Origin of the sequence: Mycobacterium sp. 1465703.0, from assembly GCF_001672975.1 — a bacterium.
In the GTDB taxonomy this organism is placed as follows: Bacteria; Actinomycetota; Actinomycetes; order Mycobacteriales; family Mycobacteriaceae; genus Mycobacterium.
The window spans coordinates 24,013-40,422 of record NZ_LZKU01000029.1 but is presented as its reverse complement, the minus strand read 5'-3'; the positions used below and the strand labels follow the sequence as shown (position 1 = coordinate 40,422).

The 16,410-nt window shown below is 65.8% G+C and carries 15 protein-coding genes; 9 read left to right on the top strand and 6 right to left on the bottom strand.

All coding sequences use genetic code 11. From position 1 onward, the window contains the following. Positions 1-63 precede the first annotated feature (63 nt). The 4 genes from A5625_RS02880 (at position 64) to A5625_RS02865 (ending at position 4,698) form a co-directional block, all read left to right on the top strand. Positions 64-408, top strand: coding sequence for a DUF732 domain-containing protein (locus A5625_RS02880; protein ID WP_066988857.1), 345 nt, complete (start codon positions 64-66; stop codon positions 406-408). A gap of 157 nt (positions 409-565) precedes the next feature. Then, positions 566-1,258: a C39 family peptidase gene (locus A5625_RS02875; RefSeq protein ID WP_066988856.1), complete on the top strand. Its 693-nt coding sequence runs from the start codon at positions 566-568 to the stop codon at positions 1,256-1,258. Between the two features lie 258 nt (positions 1,259-1,516). Beyond that, the gene (locus tag A5625_RS02870; protein WP_369829975.1) at positions 1,517-2,653 is read left to right on the top strand and encodes a BTAD domain-containing putative transcriptional regulator; all 1,137 of its coding nucleotides are present in this window, start codon (positions 1,517-1,519) and stop codon (positions 2,651-2,653) included. Between the two features lie 173 nt (positions 2,654-2,826). Then, positions 2,827-4,698, top strand: coding sequence for a serine/threonine-protein kinase PknH/PknJ (locus A5625_RS02865; protein ID WP_066988855.1), 1,872 nt, complete (start codon positions 2,827-2,829; stop codon positions 4,696-4,698). Positions 4,699-4,719: 21 nt separating this feature from the next. On the opposite strand, the gene A5625_RS02860 is transcribed toward A5625_RS02865, so the two are convergent. Together A5625_RS02860 and A5625_RS02855 are read right to left on the bottom strand one after the other, a co-directional pair. Continuing rightward, entirely contained in the window at positions 4,720-5,304 is a 585-nt protein-coding gene (locus A5625_RS02860) for a hypothetical protein (RefSeq protein WP_066988854.1), read from the bottom strand. 318 nt (positions 5,305-5,622) lie between these two features. Then, on the bottom strand, positions 5,623-6,759 hold the full coding sequence (locus A5625_RS02855) for an adenylate/guanylate cyclase domain-containing protein (RefSeq protein WP_066988853.1): 1,137 nt from the start codon (positions 6,757-6,759) through the stop codon (positions 5,623-5,625). A gap of 25 nt (positions 6,760-6,784) precedes the next feature. Here A5625_RS02855 and A5625_RS02850 point away from each other — a divergent pair, with 25 nt between their 5' ends. Continuing rightward, the gene (locus A5625_RS02850; protein ID WP_066988852.1) at positions 6,785-7,321 is read left to right on the top strand and encodes a DNA-deoxyinosine glycosylase; all 537 of its coding nucleotides are present in this window, start codon (positions 6,785-6,787) and stop codon (positions 7,319-7,321) included. A 33-nt stretch (positions 7,322-7,354) separates the two neighbouring features. Here A5625_RS02850 and A5625_RS02845 read toward each other — a convergent pair whose 3' ends face one another. Further along, positions 7,355-8,740, bottom strand: coding sequence for an amidase (locus tag A5625_RS02845; RefSeq protein ID WP_082984238.1), 1,386 nt, complete (start codon positions 8,738-8,740; stop codon positions 7,355-7,357). An 83-nt stretch (positions 8,741-8,823) separates the two neighbouring features. On the opposite strand from A5625_RS02845, the gene A5625_RS02840 reads away from it, so the two are divergent. Beyond that, positions 8,824-9,258, top strand: coding sequence for an HIT family protein (locus A5625_RS02840; RefSeq protein ID WP_066988901.1), 435 nt, complete (start codon positions 8,824-8,826; stop codon positions 9,256-9,258). A gap of 60 nt (positions 9,259-9,318) precedes the next feature. Here A5625_RS02840 and A5625_RS02835 read toward each other — a convergent pair whose 3' ends face one another. Genes A5625_RS02835 through A5625_RS02825 form a run of 3 tightly spaced genes read right to left on the bottom strand, consistent with a single transcriptional unit; the run spans position 9,319 to position 12,349 of the window. Further along, positions 9,319-10,353 carry an LLM class flavin-dependent oxidoreductase gene (locus tag A5625_RS02835; protein ID WP_066988899.1) on the bottom strand — a complete coding sequence of 345 codons (1,035 nt, stop codon included), beginning with the start codon at positions 10,351-10,353 and terminating at the stop codon, positions 9,319-9,321. Between the two features lie 41 nt (positions 10,354-10,394). After that, the gene (locus tag A5625_RS02830; RefSeq protein WP_066988851.1) at positions 10,395-11,525 is read right to left on the bottom strand and encodes an FAD-binding protein; all 1,131 of its coding nucleotides are present in this window, start codon (positions 11,523-11,525) and stop codon (positions 10,395-10,397) included. After that, positions 11,522-12,349 (bottom strand): uracil-DNA glycosylase, encoded by an 828-nt coding sequence (locus A5625_RS02825; RefSeq protein ID WP_066988850.1) that lies wholly within the window; start codon positions 12,347-12,349, stop codon positions 11,522-11,524. Before A5625_RS02825 ends, A5625_RS02830 begins: the two co-directional genes overlap by 4 nt. 70 nt (positions 12,350-12,419) lie before the next feature. On the opposite strand from A5625_RS02825, the gene A5625_RS02820 reads away from it, so the two are divergent. The 3 genes from A5625_RS02820 (at position 12,420) to A5625_RS02810 (ending at position 16,186) form a co-directional block, all read left to right on the top strand. Further along, entirely contained in the window at positions 12,420-13,667 is a 1,248-nt protein-coding gene (locus A5625_RS02820; protein WP_066988849.1) for an MFS transporter, read from the top strand. A 20-nt stretch (positions 13,668-13,687) separates the two neighbouring features. After that, the gene (locus A5625_RS02815; RefSeq protein WP_066988848.1) at positions 13,688-15,055 is read left to right on the top strand and encodes an FAD-binding oxidoreductase; all 1,368 of its coding nucleotides are present in this window, start codon (positions 13,688-13,690) and stop codon (positions 15,053-15,055) included. Positions 15,056-15,448: 393 nt separating this feature from the next. Further along, complete coding sequence (locus A5625_RS02810) at positions 15,449-16,186, top strand: TIGR02206 family membrane protein (protein WP_369829974.1); 738 nt, start codon at positions 15,449-15,451, stop codon at positions 16,184-16,186. Positions 16,187-16,410: the final 224 nt, after the last annotated feature.

The window sequence follows — 16,410 nt, the reverse complement described above, 5'->3', positions numbered from 1 at the left end:
AAGGAATAGGCGAGACGCTGTGGTTGTCCTTCTTCAACAGATCACCTGAAAGGGGTGGCAGGAATGTTTTCTCGCCGCATTACGACAATGGCCACCACCAGCATCGGCACCGCCGCCCTCGGGCTTGCCGCGCTCGGCTTGGCCGGTACCGCCGCCGCCAGCGCTGTACAGACCGCCGACGAGGCGTTCTTGGGCCAGATGCAAAGCCTCGGCGTCTCTTTCCCGTCGACTCAAGATGCTGTGCGAGTGGGCCACCAGGTGTGCACTGAGCTTGCCGCCGGCCAGACGCCGACCGCGGTCACCGTCCAGATCTTCCGTCACACCAGCCTGACTCCCCCGCAAGCGGCCAACGTGGTGATGGCGGCGACCAAGGCCTACTGCCCGCAGTTCTCCGGTCAGCCCGCCTAGACGACCTGACGATGGGGGGATTTCGGTAATCGAAATCCCCCCATCGGTCGTTGCAGCACGCTCCAGGACGGCTCCAAGAATTCGTCAAGAAATCGAAGAGGCGGACGTTCGAAGCTCTTCTCAGCACCCCGCTCAGCGAGACGAGAAGAGGCACACCGTGAAGATCGTCAACATCACCACGACACTGACCTTCGCGGTCGCCGCCGGAGCGCTCGCGCTCGGTCTGGCGGTCCCGGCCGGCGCCGCAGCTTCGCAGCTCACATTCGGCGACCCGGCCAGCGCCGCCCAGTTCTGGCGCCAGCAGCAGTACGACGACTGCGTGCTGATGTCGAGCGCCGACGTCATCGGCGAGATCACCGGAGTGCAGCCCTCGGAGCACGACATCATCGAAAAGGCACAATCGACGCCCAGCATCGCCCACCCGGGCTCGATTTACACCAAGCCCGTTTCCACCAGCAACCCGGAATCCGGCATGGGCGCCAACACCGCGGACATCCCCGAACTGCTCGCCCAGTACAAGGTCGGCGCCGTCCTGAGCGACAAGGATGACGCCGCACAGACCGGCAGCCCTTCGGGAATGGCCGCACTCGAGCGGGCGTTGGGCACCGGCCACAAGGTGATCGTCAGCCTGAACGCCGAACTCATCTGGCACCTGCCCGTCGAACAGAAAGGCAAAGGCGGACGCCCGGAGTCCGACCACGCCGTGGTGGTGACCGGTGTGGATACCGCCGCCGGCGTCGTTCACCTCAACGACAGCGGCATACCCGAAGGCCGCAACGAGCAGATCCCCCTCAACCTGTTCGTCGAGTCGTGGGACACCAGCGACGATTTGATGGTCGTCACCAGCTGAACAGCGGCGGGTGAGTAGGTAAGTTTGGACGTTGCAATCCAATTCGCCATTGCAGCTACGATCGCGCTGACTACGAACACATTTCAGCTGTCCGGAACCGAAGGGCAGTGGCAGCCGGCCGATGAGCATGACGACATGCCATCGCAGCTCGACGATTTGCCGGGATTATCAACGAATCCGCTCGCCTGCCGTCACAATCACAACGTGACCTCAAGGCAACCCGACGCCGCGGATGTGGAAAGGCTGGTAGGCGAGATAGTGGATAAACATCTCCAATTCGGCCTGCTCGGACCGCTGGAGTGCAGCGTTGACGGCACCCTAGTGCCGCTGGGCACGCCCAAACAGCGGGCGGTGCTGGCCATGTTGCTGATGAACCGCAACAGCCCGGTCGGCGTCGACCGGCTTATCACAGCCCTCTGGGACGAGTCGCCACCGTCGGGGGCACGGGCCAGCATCCACTCCTACGTGTCGAACCTGCGCAAGCTGCTGACCGGTGCCGGCGTCGACCCGCGCACGGTATTGGTCGCCGCGCCACCCGGTTACCGGCTCAACATCGCCAATGACACCTGCGATGTCGGGCGCTTCAGCGCCGAAAAGACCGCCGGGGTGCAGGCGGCCGCGGCGGGCCGATTCGAGCAAGCCAGTCAACATCTTTCAGCCGCCTTGGCCGAATGGCGCGGCCCGGTGCTCGAGGACCTCGAAGGGTTTCGGTTCGTCGACACCTTCACCACCTCGCTCGTCGAGGAGAAGATTCTGGCCCATACGGCGAAGGCCGAGGCCGAAATCGCCTGCGGACGCGCCTTTACCGTGATCACCGAATTGGAAGCCCTGACGGCCGAACATCCGTACCGCGAGCAGTTGTGGGCTCAGTTGATGACGGCCTACTACCTCACCGATCGCCAATCCGACGCGTTGGCGGCCTACCGCCGCGTGCAGAAGTCGCTCGCCGACGACCTCGGGATCGACCCGGGCCAGAATTTGCGTTCTCTCAATGAGCAGATCCTGCGCCAAGAACCGCTGGACGCCAAAAAGAACGCCATTACGACCGCGGCGGTTGCGATCACGGTCCTCGAGCAATACACGGCCCTGGAGAACAAGACGGTCGCCTATCTGCACGACATGACCGGCCGCAGCTATCCGCTCCACGGTTCGACAACGATTGGGCGGCTTACCGACAACGACATCGTGCTCGACTCCCCCAAAGTCAGCCGACACCATGCCGTCATCGTCGACACGGGAACCAGCTACATCCTCGAGGACCTGCGGTCATCCAACGGCGTGCACGTGCGGGACCAACGAATCCGTTCGGCCGCCCCCTTGCAAGACGGCGACAAAATCCGGATCTGCGATCACGAATTCACCTTCCAATTCACCGGTAACACCCTCGAGGGCTAGCACCCCGCGAGGCGACCCACGCTGGCACGCGCGGCAATTGTTCCCGTTCTCATGCGGTGAGACGGGCGGGCGCTTACCGTCATGATTGCTCAGTCACGGGTGGCGATCGCGTGCATGCCTGCAAAGTCTTGAAAGAGACCGGCAGGCCATGGGTTGGGTTGGAAGGATGAGGAATGAGTGACGAGCAGTCCTCACGGGCGGGGTCGATGTTTGGCCCCTACCACCTCAAACGGCTGCTGGGTCGCGGTGGGATGGGCGAGGTCTACGAGGCCGAGCACACCGTCAAAGAGTGGACGGTCGCGGTCAAACTTCTCTCCGAAAGCTTCAGTAGCGACCCGGTGTTTCGCGAGCGGTTGAAACGCGAAGCCCGCACCGCCGGTCGTTTGCAGGAGCCCCACGTGGTGCCGGTGCACGACTACGGCGAAATCGACGGCCAGATGTTTCTGGAGATGCGCTTGGTCGAGGGCACCGATCTGGACAGCGTGCTCAAACGCTTCGGCCCGTTGACCCCACCGCGCGCGGTCGCCATCATCACCCAGATCGCCTCGGCGCTCGATGCCGCCCACGCCGCCGGAGTGATGCACCGCGACATCAAACCGCAGAACATCCTGGTTACCCGGGACGACTTCGCTTACCTGGTCGACTTCGGCATCGCCAGCGCCACCACCGACGAGAAGCTGACACAGCTCGGCACGGCGGTCGGCACCTGGAAATACATGGCGCCAGAACGGTTTTCCGACGCCGAGGTCACCTACCGCGCCGACATCTATGCGTTGGCCTGCGTGCTCTTCGAGTGCTTGACCGGATCCCCGCCCTATCGGGCCGACAGCGCCGGCGTACTGGTCTCGGCTCATATGACCGGCCCCATTCCCACGCCCAGCACGCAGCGCCCGGGGGTCCCCAAGGCCTTCGACGCGGTGATCGCGCGCGGCATGGCCAAAAGACCAGAGGACCGGTTCGCCAGCGCGGGCGACTTGGCGTTGGCCGCCAAAGAAGCGCTCAGCAATCCCGACCAGGACCGCGCCGCCACCATCTTGCGCCGCAGCCAGGAAGCCGTGCTGCCCACGGCCGACAACCCAGGCGTGCCGGCCTACGCCGCGCCGACGCCCCCGCAGCCGTATCAGCCCGCGTTCAACAGCCCGCCGCCCTCGCCATTCGACCCCCGGTCGGTCCCCGGTTCCGGACCCATACCGTCGCAGAGCGCTCAGACATGGTCCCCGAACAGCGGCCCGATCCCGGCACCCGGCCAGCCTGCGCCGCCCTATTACCAAGGTGCCGGCGCCAACTGGGGCGCACCGCCACAATTCGCCGGATCGGCACCCTGGGGCCAGCCCCCACCCAGACCACACCGCAATGTCTGGCCCATCATCGCCGCCGTCGCGGTGGTGCTCGTCATCGCGAGCGGGGTGGGCATCTGGCTCATCGTTCGGCCCAAGCCGCAACCACCGCAGGCCGCGCCGCTGGGACCCGAACGGCTGAGCGCGCTGCTGCTCAGTGCGGCCGATATCAACACGGTGATGGGCTCGTCGTCGATGGAGCCGGGCAGACCGATCACGTCGACGGACAGCTCCTCGGTGACGGTGTCTGAACCCGATTGCCAGGGTGCGCTCTACACCACCCAGGATCCGGTGTATGCGGGTACCGGCTACTCCGCAGTCAACGGATTGGTGTCCTCGGAGGCGGGCGATAACTACGACCACTGGGTCAACCAGGCTGTAATCCTGTTCCCGTCCGCCGACAAGGCCAAGAGCTTTCTGCAGAGCTCCGGGGAGAAGTGGAAAGGCTGCGCCGGCAAGACGGTGACCGTCACGAACAAGGGCAAAACCTATCGGTGGACGTTCGCACAGGTTCAAGGTGGTCCACCAAAGATCACGCTGATGGACACCCAGGAAGGCGCTGACGGCTGGGAGTGCCAGCGCGCGCTCAGCGTGGCCAACAACGTGATCGTCGACATCAACGCGTGCGGTTATCACATCAGCGATCAGGGTGGCCAGATCGCGGACAAGATCGTGGGCAAGGTCGACAGCGAGAAGACCGAAGGCTAACGCTAGGGCGTTATGGCCTTGTCACGACTGAAGATCGGGGCCCTGCGCGCGTAAGTCGTCGACGGCCGACATGGCCCCGCGTAATTTGGCCAGCCAGTCCTCGGCATGTTCGCCGACCAGCTTCACCGACCACGCGAGGGCGTCGGCGCGGGAGCGGGCGACGCCGGCGTCGACCAACGTATCGAGCACCTGGCGTTCGGGTTGTTTCAGCCTCGTCATGACCGGTACTGCGATGTGGGTGAACAGGATTCGTTCGGTGCCCGTTTTGGAACCGATCTCGACGCCCCAGGAAACCTTGCGCCCGTAGCGATCCTGCGCTTCGTCGGCGATATGCATTCGCTCCGACCGGGTTTCTTCGCGGAAACGTGAAGCTCGGCCTGCCGCGCGTGCCTCGCTCTCTTCGTTTTCCGCACTCGCGGGTTCCGGGAGCTTTCCGATGACGGTGATCTCTTCGCGGTCGACGATCACCGTGGGGTCGCCGTCGAACCAGTCCTCCGGCAGACGTCCGGCGAACCATTCCGCGGCGTCACCGGCGTCGGGTTGCTGGGCTTGCTGCCAGCCACCGGGGCGGCCATACCGCCGTCCGTGTGTGTGATGCGCTTTCATGATTACATGATTACACCGTTACAGCTCTTACGGAACAGTCTTTCACCGGCAGCGAAACGACGGGCGGGCGCGGCCCCGTCGCCCCACCCCGACCAACGGCTGTCGCGGGCACGGGCCGACCGGGAAAAACCGTTGATCCGGGCTGTTCGACGGCGTATTTTGGGATGCGAAGCAGGCCCGGGAAGCGACCAATTCGAAGCGCCGAAACACGGGGAAGGAATTCGGCCGCGTAGGACACGCATAAGACGTAGTCAAACGCCCCCTAGAGTCGCACCGGGCCTGCCCATGGGCCGCCACCCTTCTCGCAGGTACCTCGCCTCAGTCGCCGTCGCCCCGCCGGACGCGGAACAGTTTCACCTCGTTCTTGATCCCCTTGAGGCGCCTGGCGCCGGCGAATGAGCCGGAGAACTCACCGCTATCGCCGATGACGTCCCAGACCGAATCCGCGACCAGGACCGTGCCCGGGCGCGCCACGTTGGTGACACGGCTGGCCACGTTGACCGGGCTGCCGAACCAGTCGCCGGCCCGGCTCACCGCAATACCGGAGGCCACGCCCGCTCGCAGCCGGGGAAAGTCGTTGTCGGTGTCGACGGCTTCGACGAGTTTCACGATGACGTCGAGCAACGGCAGCGGATCGGGGCACACGAACATCACCGCGTCGCCGATGGTCTTGATGAATCGCACCGGAGGCACCGTCATGTCCCGGGCGAGGATGGCCAGCCGATTGGCCAGATGCCCCAACTCCTCGGGTGGTACCCCCTCACCGATCTTGGTGAAGCCGACCAGGTCGGCGAAGGCGACGGTGATTTGCCGCGCACCCGGCAGCGGCTCGCCGGCAGCCCGCTCCGCCGCGTTGATCGCCTCGGTTTCCATCATGTGGCGCAGCTGCATGAACAACATGTGCTGGATCATCGGACCGAGCAACGGCGCGATCTCGCCCACCAAAGCCTTTGAGGCCTTGGCGATTTCGAGCTCGCTGGCACCCGGTCGGATGATCGCCGAAAGCGCCGAGTAGCGCATGACTTCGGCTGCCCGCGACAAACCTTCGGCGAGCACCCGAACCACCAGAACCACCTGTTCGGGATCCAGCCCCCGCTCGACGAATCGCTGGGAGAAGGCGGCGGCTTCGCCGTCGGCGCGCATGTGAACGACCGCGTCGGGGTCGTCCACCCGGACCAGACCGATCGCGCGCTGCACGCGCTGTAACAACCCCAGGTCGATGCCATGGGTCTCGCTGATCTCGCGGGTGGACACGTACGTGCCGTCATCGCCGATCAGGTGCCGGGTGGCCAGCAACAGGGGCGGATTGGTGGTCCGTATCTCTTCGGCGGTGATGCCCTGTTCGAGCAGCCACTGCACCAGTTCGGCACGCTCCGTGCGCGCGGTTCCCTCGAGCCCGTCGAGCAAATCGTCGATGTCGTGGTCGGCCGTGTCGTCCACGTCGCCAACGTACATCGGGGGCGAGTCATGATGTGAGGTGATGGGCACACCACTGCTGCGGGGATTCCCGCCGATCGTCGATGAGCGCGCCGAGACGCTGATCCTCGGCTCGTTTCCCAGCGCGCAATCGCTGGCCGTGGGCCAGTACTACGCCAATCCGCGCAATGCGTTCTGGTCGATCACCGGTGAGCTGTTTGGCTTCGATGCGGCAGAGCCTTACGACAGACGACTGGCGGCCCTGCAATCCCACGGGGTCGCACTGTGGGATGTGCTCTACGGCTGCCGCCGTGTCGGTAGCTCCGATTCGGCGATCGAGCCAAAGAGTTTGGCAGTCAACGATTTTGATGAGCTGTTTGCACGCTATCCCACGATCACGGCGGTGTACTTCAACGGCGCCAAGGCCGCCGACCTGTACCGCAGGCTGGCGAGCGCGCCCGATCGGATCCAGTATCAGCGGTTGCCGTCGACCAGCCCGGCCCATGTGATGCGGCCGGGCGCCAAGCTCGCGGCCTGGTCGGTGATCGCGAGCGCGGCGCAGCCGGGCAAAGCGGGTCACCGCCATCAGACCCAGCGGTGATCGCGAGCGCGGCGCAGCCGGGCCGTTAGGCCCTCAGGACACCGGCGGTCGCCGCAGCGCCCACGGTCTTGCGGCTTCGATCTGAGCCGACAGCGACAGCAGGGTCGCTTCGTCATACGGCCTGCCGACGAGTTGGACCGACATCGGCAGACCGTCACCGTCGAAATCCCATGGAACCACGGCTGCGGGTTGCCCGGTCAGGTTCCAAACCTGTTGGTAGGGAACGTATCGCCCCACCCTCAACAGCGTCGACACCGCGCCGCGGCGTTGATAGGCGCCAATACGCGACGGCCCCGTTGCGGTGCCGGGGGTAACGACGACGTCGACGTCGTCGAAGATCGCCTGAATCCGCGAGATCACGGCATCCTCGTTCGCCCGGATGGCCGCCATCCGCCGGTCGGAGAAGAAAGACCCCAAGCGGGCCATGTTGCGGGTGCGCGCTTCCAGCCGTTCCGGATGGGCCAGGGCGTCCGCGTCATCGCAGATGCCGCGTAAATAACGTGGCAGGAAGTTGGCCAGCACCGCCGAGACCGGATACTCGGGGTCGGCCGTGATGACGTCATGACCGAGGTCGCGAAACAATGCGCCGGCCTGTTCGACCGCCGTCAACTCCGCCCTACCGACCCGGACCGGCAGCGGGGTTGGGACCTTGGTGCTCAAGGCAATTCGCAACCGCCCGGGATTGCGACCCGCCGCGATCACGAACTCCCCTTCGGGACCGGCCAGCGTCGACGTCGCATCCAGGAACACGGCCGCGTCCATCACTGACCGCGTGATCGGGCCGTTGACACTCAGCCCATACCAGGCGTCGTCGTGCGGTTCCAGTGACACGCGATCACGTTGCGGCTTCAGACCGAACAAGCCACACCATGTCGCCGGGATGCGAATCGAGCCGCCCCCGTCGGATCCCAACGCCAGCGATGCCAGCCCGGCGGCGACTGCGGCGGCACTTCCGCCGCTGCTGCCGCCCGGGGTGCGGGTGGGGTTCCACGGATTCCGGGTCGCGCCGAAGGTCATCGACTCGGTGTAGGGCATCATCAACAGCTCGGGCACATTGGTTTTGCCGATGATCACCGCACCCGCCGCGCGCAGCCTGCGTACCACCTCCGCGTCGGAGGTCACGGCGGGCCGGTGTCCGCCGCTTCCGAAGGTCGTCACCTCCCCGGCGACGTCGACATCGTCTTTGATCGCGATCGGCACGCCCAGCAGCGGCAGCCGTTCGCCCGCGTCCAGACGCTGCTGCGCGACGGCGGCCTCGTAACGAGCTTTGTCGGCAAGCACTATCCGGTAGCAGCGCAGCTGACTGTCCAGCCGCGCAATCCGCTCCAGGTAGACCTCGAGCAACTCCGGCGCGGTGAATTCACCGTCGGCCAGCATGCGCGCTTGTGCCGCCGCGCCGGTGAAGGCGACATCGTTCACCGCGGCAGCGTATCCCGACAGTCGTGGCAGGCCGTGGACGGTCTCGGCATGGTCGCGGCGAAACAACCAGTACCGTGGGCGACATGTCCTGCGTGTTCTGTGCGATCGTCGCCGGCGAAGCCCCGGCCATCCGGATCTACGAAGACGACGAGTACCTGGCGATTCTCGACATCCGCCCGTTCACCCGCGGCCACACCTTGGTGTTGCCCAAGCGGCACAGCGTCGATCTGACCGACACCGCGCCGGAGACACTGGCCGGAATGGTCACCCTGGGCCAGCGCATCGCCCTGGCCGCACGCACCACGGAACTGGCCGACGCGAACAACATCGCCGTCAACGACGGCAGCGCCGCGTTCCAGTCCGTGTTCCATATCCACCTGCACGTCCTGCCCCGCCGCAACGGCGACAAGCTGTCGGTGGCCAAAGGAATGCTCTTGCGTCGCGATCCCGACCGGGATGCCACCGCCCAGATTCTGCGCGACGCGCTGGCCCGCATCGATGCGATCCAGCCGGACTAAGCCCTCCTAGACCAGGGATCACAGCCGGCGCGCACCGACCAACCTGGCAAAAGCCACACTTCAGAACAGCTCTTTGGCCAGTAGCTCCAGGGTGGCCACCCGCGCCGGTGCGGTGGCGGGGTCGGTACCGCGGCGCGCCGAGGCCACCGGATTCACCATGACTTCGTCGACGCCGAACCGGTCGGCCAGCGCCCGGATCTGGTCAGCGGCCTCGGCGGGCGTGCCAAGGACAGCGCGGCGCAGTCCGCTCTGCACGATCCGCTGTTGCTGTTCGGTCAGTTCGGCTGCTTCCGCAGCCTCCTCGACCAAGGGCACCGGGCCGAGTGGCTGCCCGGTCCGCAGCCGGGCCATCATCTGCAAGTTGGGCAGAATCAATGCCGTTGCCTCGTCCCGGGCTTCGGCCACCACGGCGTTCACCGTCAGAAATGTCAGCGGCTCGGCGGTCAGTGCACTGGGCTTGAACCGCGACCGGTAGATCTCGAGCGCCTCTTCAGTTCCGTTGCCGGAGAAGTGATGTGCGAACACGTATGGCAATCCCTTGGCGGCGGCCAAGTGCGCCGAGTACATCGACGAGCCCAACAGCCACAGTCGGGGTTCGCCTGCGGCGGCCGGGGTGGCCTTCAGCCGGTAGTCCCCCGAGCGCAGCGGCACCACCACGCCACGTGCACTCATCAGCGCGGCCACGTCGTCCAGGTATTCGGGGAAGTTCTCGATGTCGCGGTCATCCCGACCGCCACGCAGGGCGTACGACGTCACCGGGTCAGAGCCGGGCGCCCGGCCGATGCCCAGGTCGATGCGACCCGGGGCGGCGGCTTCCAGCAGCGCGAACTGTTCGGCCACCGCGAGCGGCGCGTGATTGGGCAGCATCACTCCGCCGGAACCCAGCCGTAGCTGCGAGGTCTGCGCGGCCAGATACGCGATCACCACCGGTGGGCTGGTGGCACCCACTGACGGCATGTTGTGATGCTCAGCGACCCAGTAGCGGGTAAACCCCAGCCGATCCGCGGCTTGCGCGAGTTGCACGGTGGCCGCCAGCGCGCCGCCGGTGGTCTGGTCGGTGCGCACCGGGACAAGATCAATGACGGAAAGACGCACGATGGCGACAACGCGCACCGGCCCGCAAACGTTCCCGCGGCTCAGTAGTCCTTGAGGGTGATCGAGGCGACGATGCGGTCGAACACCTCTTGCGGTATCGCCGCGCCGCCCGGAATGTTGTCCACGACCAGCCACTGATTGCGCTTCACGTAGTCGCTGAACTCGCGGTGGTAGTTGGCAAAGCCGGCTTCGTAGTCGACGGTTCCGGCTTGCGAGGCCGCCTTGAGCTCGCCGGCCAGGATGTAGGCACCCAGCAGTGCAACACTGGTTCCCTGGCCGGACAGCGGCGAGCAGCAGTACCCGGCGTCACCGACCAGCGCCACCCTGCCCCGCGACCAGCGATCCATCTTGATCTGCGCCATCTCGTCGAAGTAGAAGTCCGGTGCGGCGCGCATGTACTCGAGCAGTTGCGGCCGAACCCAGCCGTCTCCGGCCATGCGTCGCTCCAGCTCGGCGAATTGGGCCTCGGTGTCGCGGTAGTCGAGCCGCAGATCGGTATCCATGAAGCCCAACATGGCCCGGGCCTCGGTGTTGTTGCGCGCGCTGTAGACCCCGGCCATCGTCGCGTCCCCGTAGTGCCACGTCTGCCAGTAGTCGAGGTCCAAGAAATTGGGCACCGTGAAGATGGCCGCGTGCGTGCCGAGCCGCTCGATGAAGTTCTCTTCCGGCCCGAAAACCAATCGCCGTACGTTGGAGTGCAATCCGTCGGCGCCGATGACCAGGTCGAAATTGCGCTCGGCGGCGCGCTCGAAGGTGACACGCACGCCCTCGCCATCGTCATCGACGCCGGTGATGGTGTCGTCGAAGATGTATTCGGCGGTCCATTGGCTTGCGCCGTAAAGCAATTCGACCAAGTCATCGCGCAACAGCTCGATGTTGGGACTATCGATGGGGCCGCCGGTGGGCGTCGATTCGGTGTCGCGGGACAGTTCGTTGCCGTCGCTGTCGACGACCGAAGAGCCCCGAATTTGCGTCTTGCGCTTCTGGGCGGCGGCCAGCAGCCCCATGCGTTCGAGCACCGTCAGCGCCGGTCCGCGCACGTCGATCGCCTGACCGCCCGGCCGCGGCCCCCGGTGGCGCTCGACCACGGTCACCGAATAGCCGTGCCGCCCAAACCACAACGCCGCGGTTGCGCCCGCCACACTAGCGCCGGATATCAGAACCTCGGTCACTTGATCCCTGCCAGTCGTTTTGCGTCGCGAAAGACGTCGTCGAGCATTGCTGGTGTCAACCTACCGGTGAACATGTTTTGCTGGCTTGGGTGGTAGCAGCCCAGTAATCGCACACCAGGCGCCAGATCCGCAACGACGCCGTGGCCGAACCGAGGCTTGCGCCCGGCGAAGCTGCCCGGCAGCCGCAGCGCGATCTGCCAGCCGAAGCCGCCCAGGGCCACTACCACGCGAACATGGTCGGATATCAACCGCCATTCGGCCTGCATCCAGGGCCAGCAGTTATCCCGCTCCTCAGGTGTCGGGGCGTTGGCGGGAGGCGCACAGTGCACCGGCGCTACGATGCGAATCTTCTTGGTCTGCAACCCATCTGCGGCGTCGACGCTGGTCGGTTGGTTGACCAGCCCGGCCCGGTACAGCGCCGCATACAACTGGTCACCCGAGCGGTCGCCGGTGAACATCCGTCCCGTCCGGTTGCCACCGTGCGCGGCGGGCGCCAATCCGACGATCAACAGCCTCGGCCGCACCGATCCCCAACTGGGCACCGGCCGCCCCCAGTACGGCTGGTCGGCAAAAGCTCGACGTTTGACTTCCGCCACCTCCTCGCGCCAGCTGACCAACCGCGGGCAGGCCCGGCAGACGCTGACCAGAGCGTCGATTTCGGGAATCGAGCCGGCGTGTTCGGCGAGCTCGACCACTGTCGCGGCGTCGGACGCCACCGGAGTCTGCGGGGTGGCCGGATCACCCGGCCATCCGGTGCCGGCACCAACCGGAGAGCCGAACGCCTGGCCAGTACGTGGGTGGGCAAGCACATGAACATCCTGCATTCAGCCGAGGCTGCGATGAAATTCAGTGGTTCCAGTCGTCGGTTTGCGGTTAGATTTTGCGGCGATATCCATGTCTGATACGAGCCGCGGCCCGGCGCTTTTGATTTTTTCCGCCACGCTGTTGGCGACTGCGGGCACCGGCATCTCGCTGGTGGCGTTCCCGTGGCTGGCCCTGCAGCATCGCAACAGCGCGAAAGACGCGTCGATCGTCGCCGCCGCCATGACGGCGCCCTTGGTGCTCTCCACGCTGATTGCCGGTACCGCGGTCGACTTCTTCGGGCGTCGCCGAGTGTCGCTGGTCTCCGATCTGCTGTCCTGTGCGGCACTGACCGCGGTGCCGCTGACCGCGTGGTTCTTCGGCGCCGAGGCGATCAACGTCGCTGAGCTCGCCGTGTTGGCGTTGTGCGCCGCCGCTTTCGATCCGGCCGGGATCACCGCGCGCCAGTCGATGCTGCCCGAAGCAGCCACCCGTGCCGGTTGGTCGTTGGATCGCACCAACAGCATCTACGAAGCGATTCTCAACCTGGCCTACATCGTCGGCCCCGGGATTGGCGGGTTGATGATCGCCGCGGTCGGCGGCATCAACACGATGTGGGTCACGGCAGGCTGTTTCGGGTTGTCGTTCCTCGCGATTGGTGCGTTGCGGCTGGCGGGTGCGGGCAAGCCGCACCGCGCGACCCGGCCCGGCGGCCTGGCGTCCGGGGTCGCCGAGGGACTCCGGTTCGTCTGGAACCTGCGGGTGCTGCGCACGCTCGGGTTGATCGACCTGGCCGTCACCGCGCTGTACCTGCCGATGGAAAGCGTGCTGTTTCCCAAATACTTCAGCGGACATCACCAACCCGCACAGCTGGGCTGGGCGTTGGCGGCGCTCGGGGCCGGCGGAGTGCTGGGCGCGCTCGGCTATGCCGTGCTCTCGAAACACACCCGGCGACGCACGGCCGTGCTGACCGCGACCCTTACCTTTGGTACCGCGTCGATCGGCCTCGCCTTCCTGCCTCCGTTGCCGGTGATCCTGGTGCTGTGCGGGGTGATTGGCCTGGTCTACGGGCCGATTCAGCCGATCTACAACTACGTGATGCAGACCCGGGCGCCGCAGCAGCTACGCGGTCGAGTGGTCGGGGTGATGACGGGGCTGACGTACGCCGCGGGGCCGCTGGGCTTGCTGGTGGCCGGTCCACTGACCGACGCCGCGGGACTGAAGGTCACATTCCTGGCGCTGGCGGTGCCGATCCTGCTGATCGGCCTCGTCGCCGGCCGGCTGCCCGCGCTGCGCGAGCTGGACCGCGCGCCGGAGTTTGCTGAAGATCCGGGCCGGTGAAACGGGCTTAGTATCGGGCCGTGACCTCTGACACCCTGGCCAGCCTGATCGCCGACCTGCCCGACGGGATGGTCGTCACCGACCCGACCGTGACCGAGGGCTATCGCCAGGACCGCGCCTTCGACCCGTCGGCGGGCAAGCCGCTGGCCGTGGTCCGGCCGCGGCGCACCGAAGAGGTGCAGACCGTGCTGCGCTGGGCGGCCGCCCACCGGGTGCCGGTCGTGACCCGCGGCGCCGGCAGCGGGCTGTCTGGCGGGGCGACCGCATTGGACGACGGCATCGTGCTTTCCACCGAGAAGATGCGCGACATCGCCGTCGACCCGGTGACCCGAACCGCGGTGTGTCAGCCCGGACTGTTCAACGCCGAGGTGAAGAAGGCCGCCGCCGAACACGGCCTGTGGTATCCGCCGGATCCGTCGTCGTTCGAAATCTGCAGCATCGGCGGCAATATCGCCACCAACGCCGGCGGGCTGTGTTGCGTCAAATACGGCGTCACCACCGACTACGTGCTGGGCATGCAGGTGGTGCTGGCCGACGGCACCGCCGTTCGGCTGGGCGGCCCACGACTCAAGGACGTCGCGGGGTTGAGTTTGACCAAGCTCTTCGTCGGCAGCGAAGGCACGCTGGGCGTCGTCACCGAAGTGACGCTGCGGCTGGTTCCCAAGCAGAACGCGTCCAGCATCGTGGTGGCCAGCTTCGCGACCGTCGAGGACGCCGTCGAGGCGGTGCTCGGGGTCACCGCGCGGCTTCGCCCCTCGATGCTGGAGTTCATGGATGCGGTGGCGATCAACGCCGTCGAGGACAGCCTGCGGATGGATTTGGATCGCGGGGCGGCCGCCATGTTGGTGGCCGGGTCCGACGAACGCGGCCGCGCCGGCAGCGAGGACGCCGAAATCATGGCCGAGGTGTTCGCGGAAAATGCTGCGACAGAAGTCTTTTCGACCGATGACCCGGACGAGGGCGAGGCGTTCGTGGTCGCCCGGCGGGCCTGCATTCCGGCCGTCGAAGCCAAAGGGTCGTTACTGCTCGAAGATGTCGGGGTGCCGCTTCCGGCGCTGGGCAAGCTGGTCACCGGGATCGCACGGATCGCCGCCGAACGCGACCTGATGATCTCGGTGATCGCCCACGCCGGCGACGGCAACACCCACCCGTTGATCGTTTACGACCCCGCCGATGCCGACATGACCGACCGCGCCCACCTGGCGTTCGGGGAGATCATGGACCTGGCCGTCGGGCTGGGCGGCACCATCACCGGCGAGCACGGGGTCGGCCGGTTGAAGCGGCCCTGGCTGGCCGGCTATCTGGGCCCTGACGTGATGGACCTCAACCGGCGCATCAAACAGGCGTTGGATCCACACGGCATCCTCAACCCGGGGTCGGGTATCTGACCTCGTGCTCGAGCGCCCGGCCTGCCGAGCGCTCGGCATTGGGCGCTGTAGGTTCTCAAACTCCATGGCGCATCGCGACTCTCGTGCGTGCGGGTTTGCAGAATTCTCACCAAAATGGCGGAGGCATTTTTCTCATCTTCGTGGCGGATCCGAGAATTAGCCGGTTGTGCAGAACTCGGCTCGGGTCACGCTCGACAATGGCCGCCATGCATGCGGCGAGCCCGGCGACACCGTGGTTTCGAGACCGACTTCTGAGACGTCCTGACCTGCTCAAATCCGTCGACCTGGAGCGGCGCAGGAGGTGTCTCGAATGTGGTCTGTTTCGATACACGCGAAGTGACCGCAGTCTTGACGTCGTCGCTGCGGGGTGAGCCGGTCGATATTGTGGGGGCGATGTGTGACCACACCGCGGAGTTTGTGGCGCTGATCTCTGCGAAGCGGGAGTTCTCCGCGTACGGCCTCTCACACTGGGCGGTGCTCGCGGTGTTCGCGATCGGGTCCGCGGCGCTGGTCTGGATCGGACGCCGGCAGAGCGAATCGCAGGCCCGACTCCTCGGCCGCGTCCTTGGGGGAGTGACTGCGGTGATATATGGTGCGGGGCTGGTTTATTCACTGCTCCGGCCCACCATCGACAGTTCGGTGCCGCTGCGCCTGACCGATCTCGCGACCGTCACGGCGGCCTATGCATTGTGGTCGCAGCGACATTGGGCCTTCGCACTCACCTACTACTGGGGCCTGGTCCTAAGCACGCAGGCGTTGATCTCACCGGTTCTATACGCCCCAGACTTCCCTAGCCATGAATTCCTCGGGTTCTGGGCGATTCACCTGCTCGTCGTATGGGCCGCCATCTATCTCACCTTCGGACGTGGAATGCGGCCGCGCTGGCGCAGCTACCGCATCGCGGTTATCACGACCCTGTTATGGGCGGCAGTCACCTTCACGTTCAACACGATCGCGGGAACGAATTACGGCTTCCTCAATAGAAAACCTGCCACCGCGACGCTGCTGGACGTGCTCGGGCGATGGCCGGTGTACCTACTGACGGGCGGCCTCCTCGTAGTCATCATTTGGGCGCTCATGACCTGGCCGTGGGAGCGAAAACGACGACACAATGGCAAGCAGCTTCACTGACTGTGTCGTCGCACCGCGTGTCCATGGACTACGCCGTTCCAAAGTAGAGGGTCCAGGGAGACGGTTTGAGTCGGGACCACGCGCAGTGAGTGCCCGTCTCAATGATCTCGCGACACCCAGTTCGGCCAGACCAAATCCTCATCATGCTGGTTCTGGCAGATCTGCCACTTCTATGCCACGAAGGTGAGAACTCCGGCAAAGAAAATGAGAACCTACAGCTGGCG

Excerpts from the sequence above, each read along its gene's own strand:
- A5625_RS02880 (WP_066988857.1), top strand. The coding sequence starts at position 64 with ATGTTTTCTCGCCGCATTACGACAATGGCCACCACCAGCATCGGCACC.
- A5625_RS02865 (WP_066988855.1), top strand. The coding sequence starts at position 2,827 with ATGAGTGACGAGCAGTCCTCACGGGCGGGGTCGATGTTTGGCCCCTAC.
- A5625_RS02860 (WP_066988854.1), bottom strand. The coding sequence starts at position 5,304 with ATGAAAGCGCATCACACACACGGACGGCGGTATGGCCGCCCCGGTGGC.
- A5625_RS02855 (WP_066988853.1), bottom strand. The coding sequence starts at position 6,759 with ATGTACGTTGGCGACGTGGACGACACGGCCGACCACGACATCGACGAT.
- A5625_RS02850 (WP_066988852.1), top strand. The coding sequence starts at position 6,785 with ATGGGCACACCACTGCTGCGGGGATTCCCGCCGATCGTCGATGAGCGC.
- A5625_RS02840 (WP_066988901.1), top strand. The coding sequence starts at position 8,824 with ATGTCCTGCGTGTTCTGTGCGATCGTCGCCGGCGAAGCCCCGGCCATC.
- A5625_RS02825 (WP_066988850.1), bottom strand. The coding sequence starts at position 12,349 with ATGCAGGATGTTCATGTGCTTGCCCACCCACGTACTGGCCAGGCGTTC.
- A5625_RS02820 (WP_066988849.1), top strand. The coding sequence starts at position 12,420 with ATGTCTGATACGAGCCGCGGCCCGGCGCTTTTGATTTTTTCCGCCACG.
- A5625_RS02810 (WP_369829974.1), top strand. The coding sequence starts at position 15,449 with ATGTGTGACCACACCGCGGAGTTTGTGGCGCTGATCTCTGCGAAGCGG.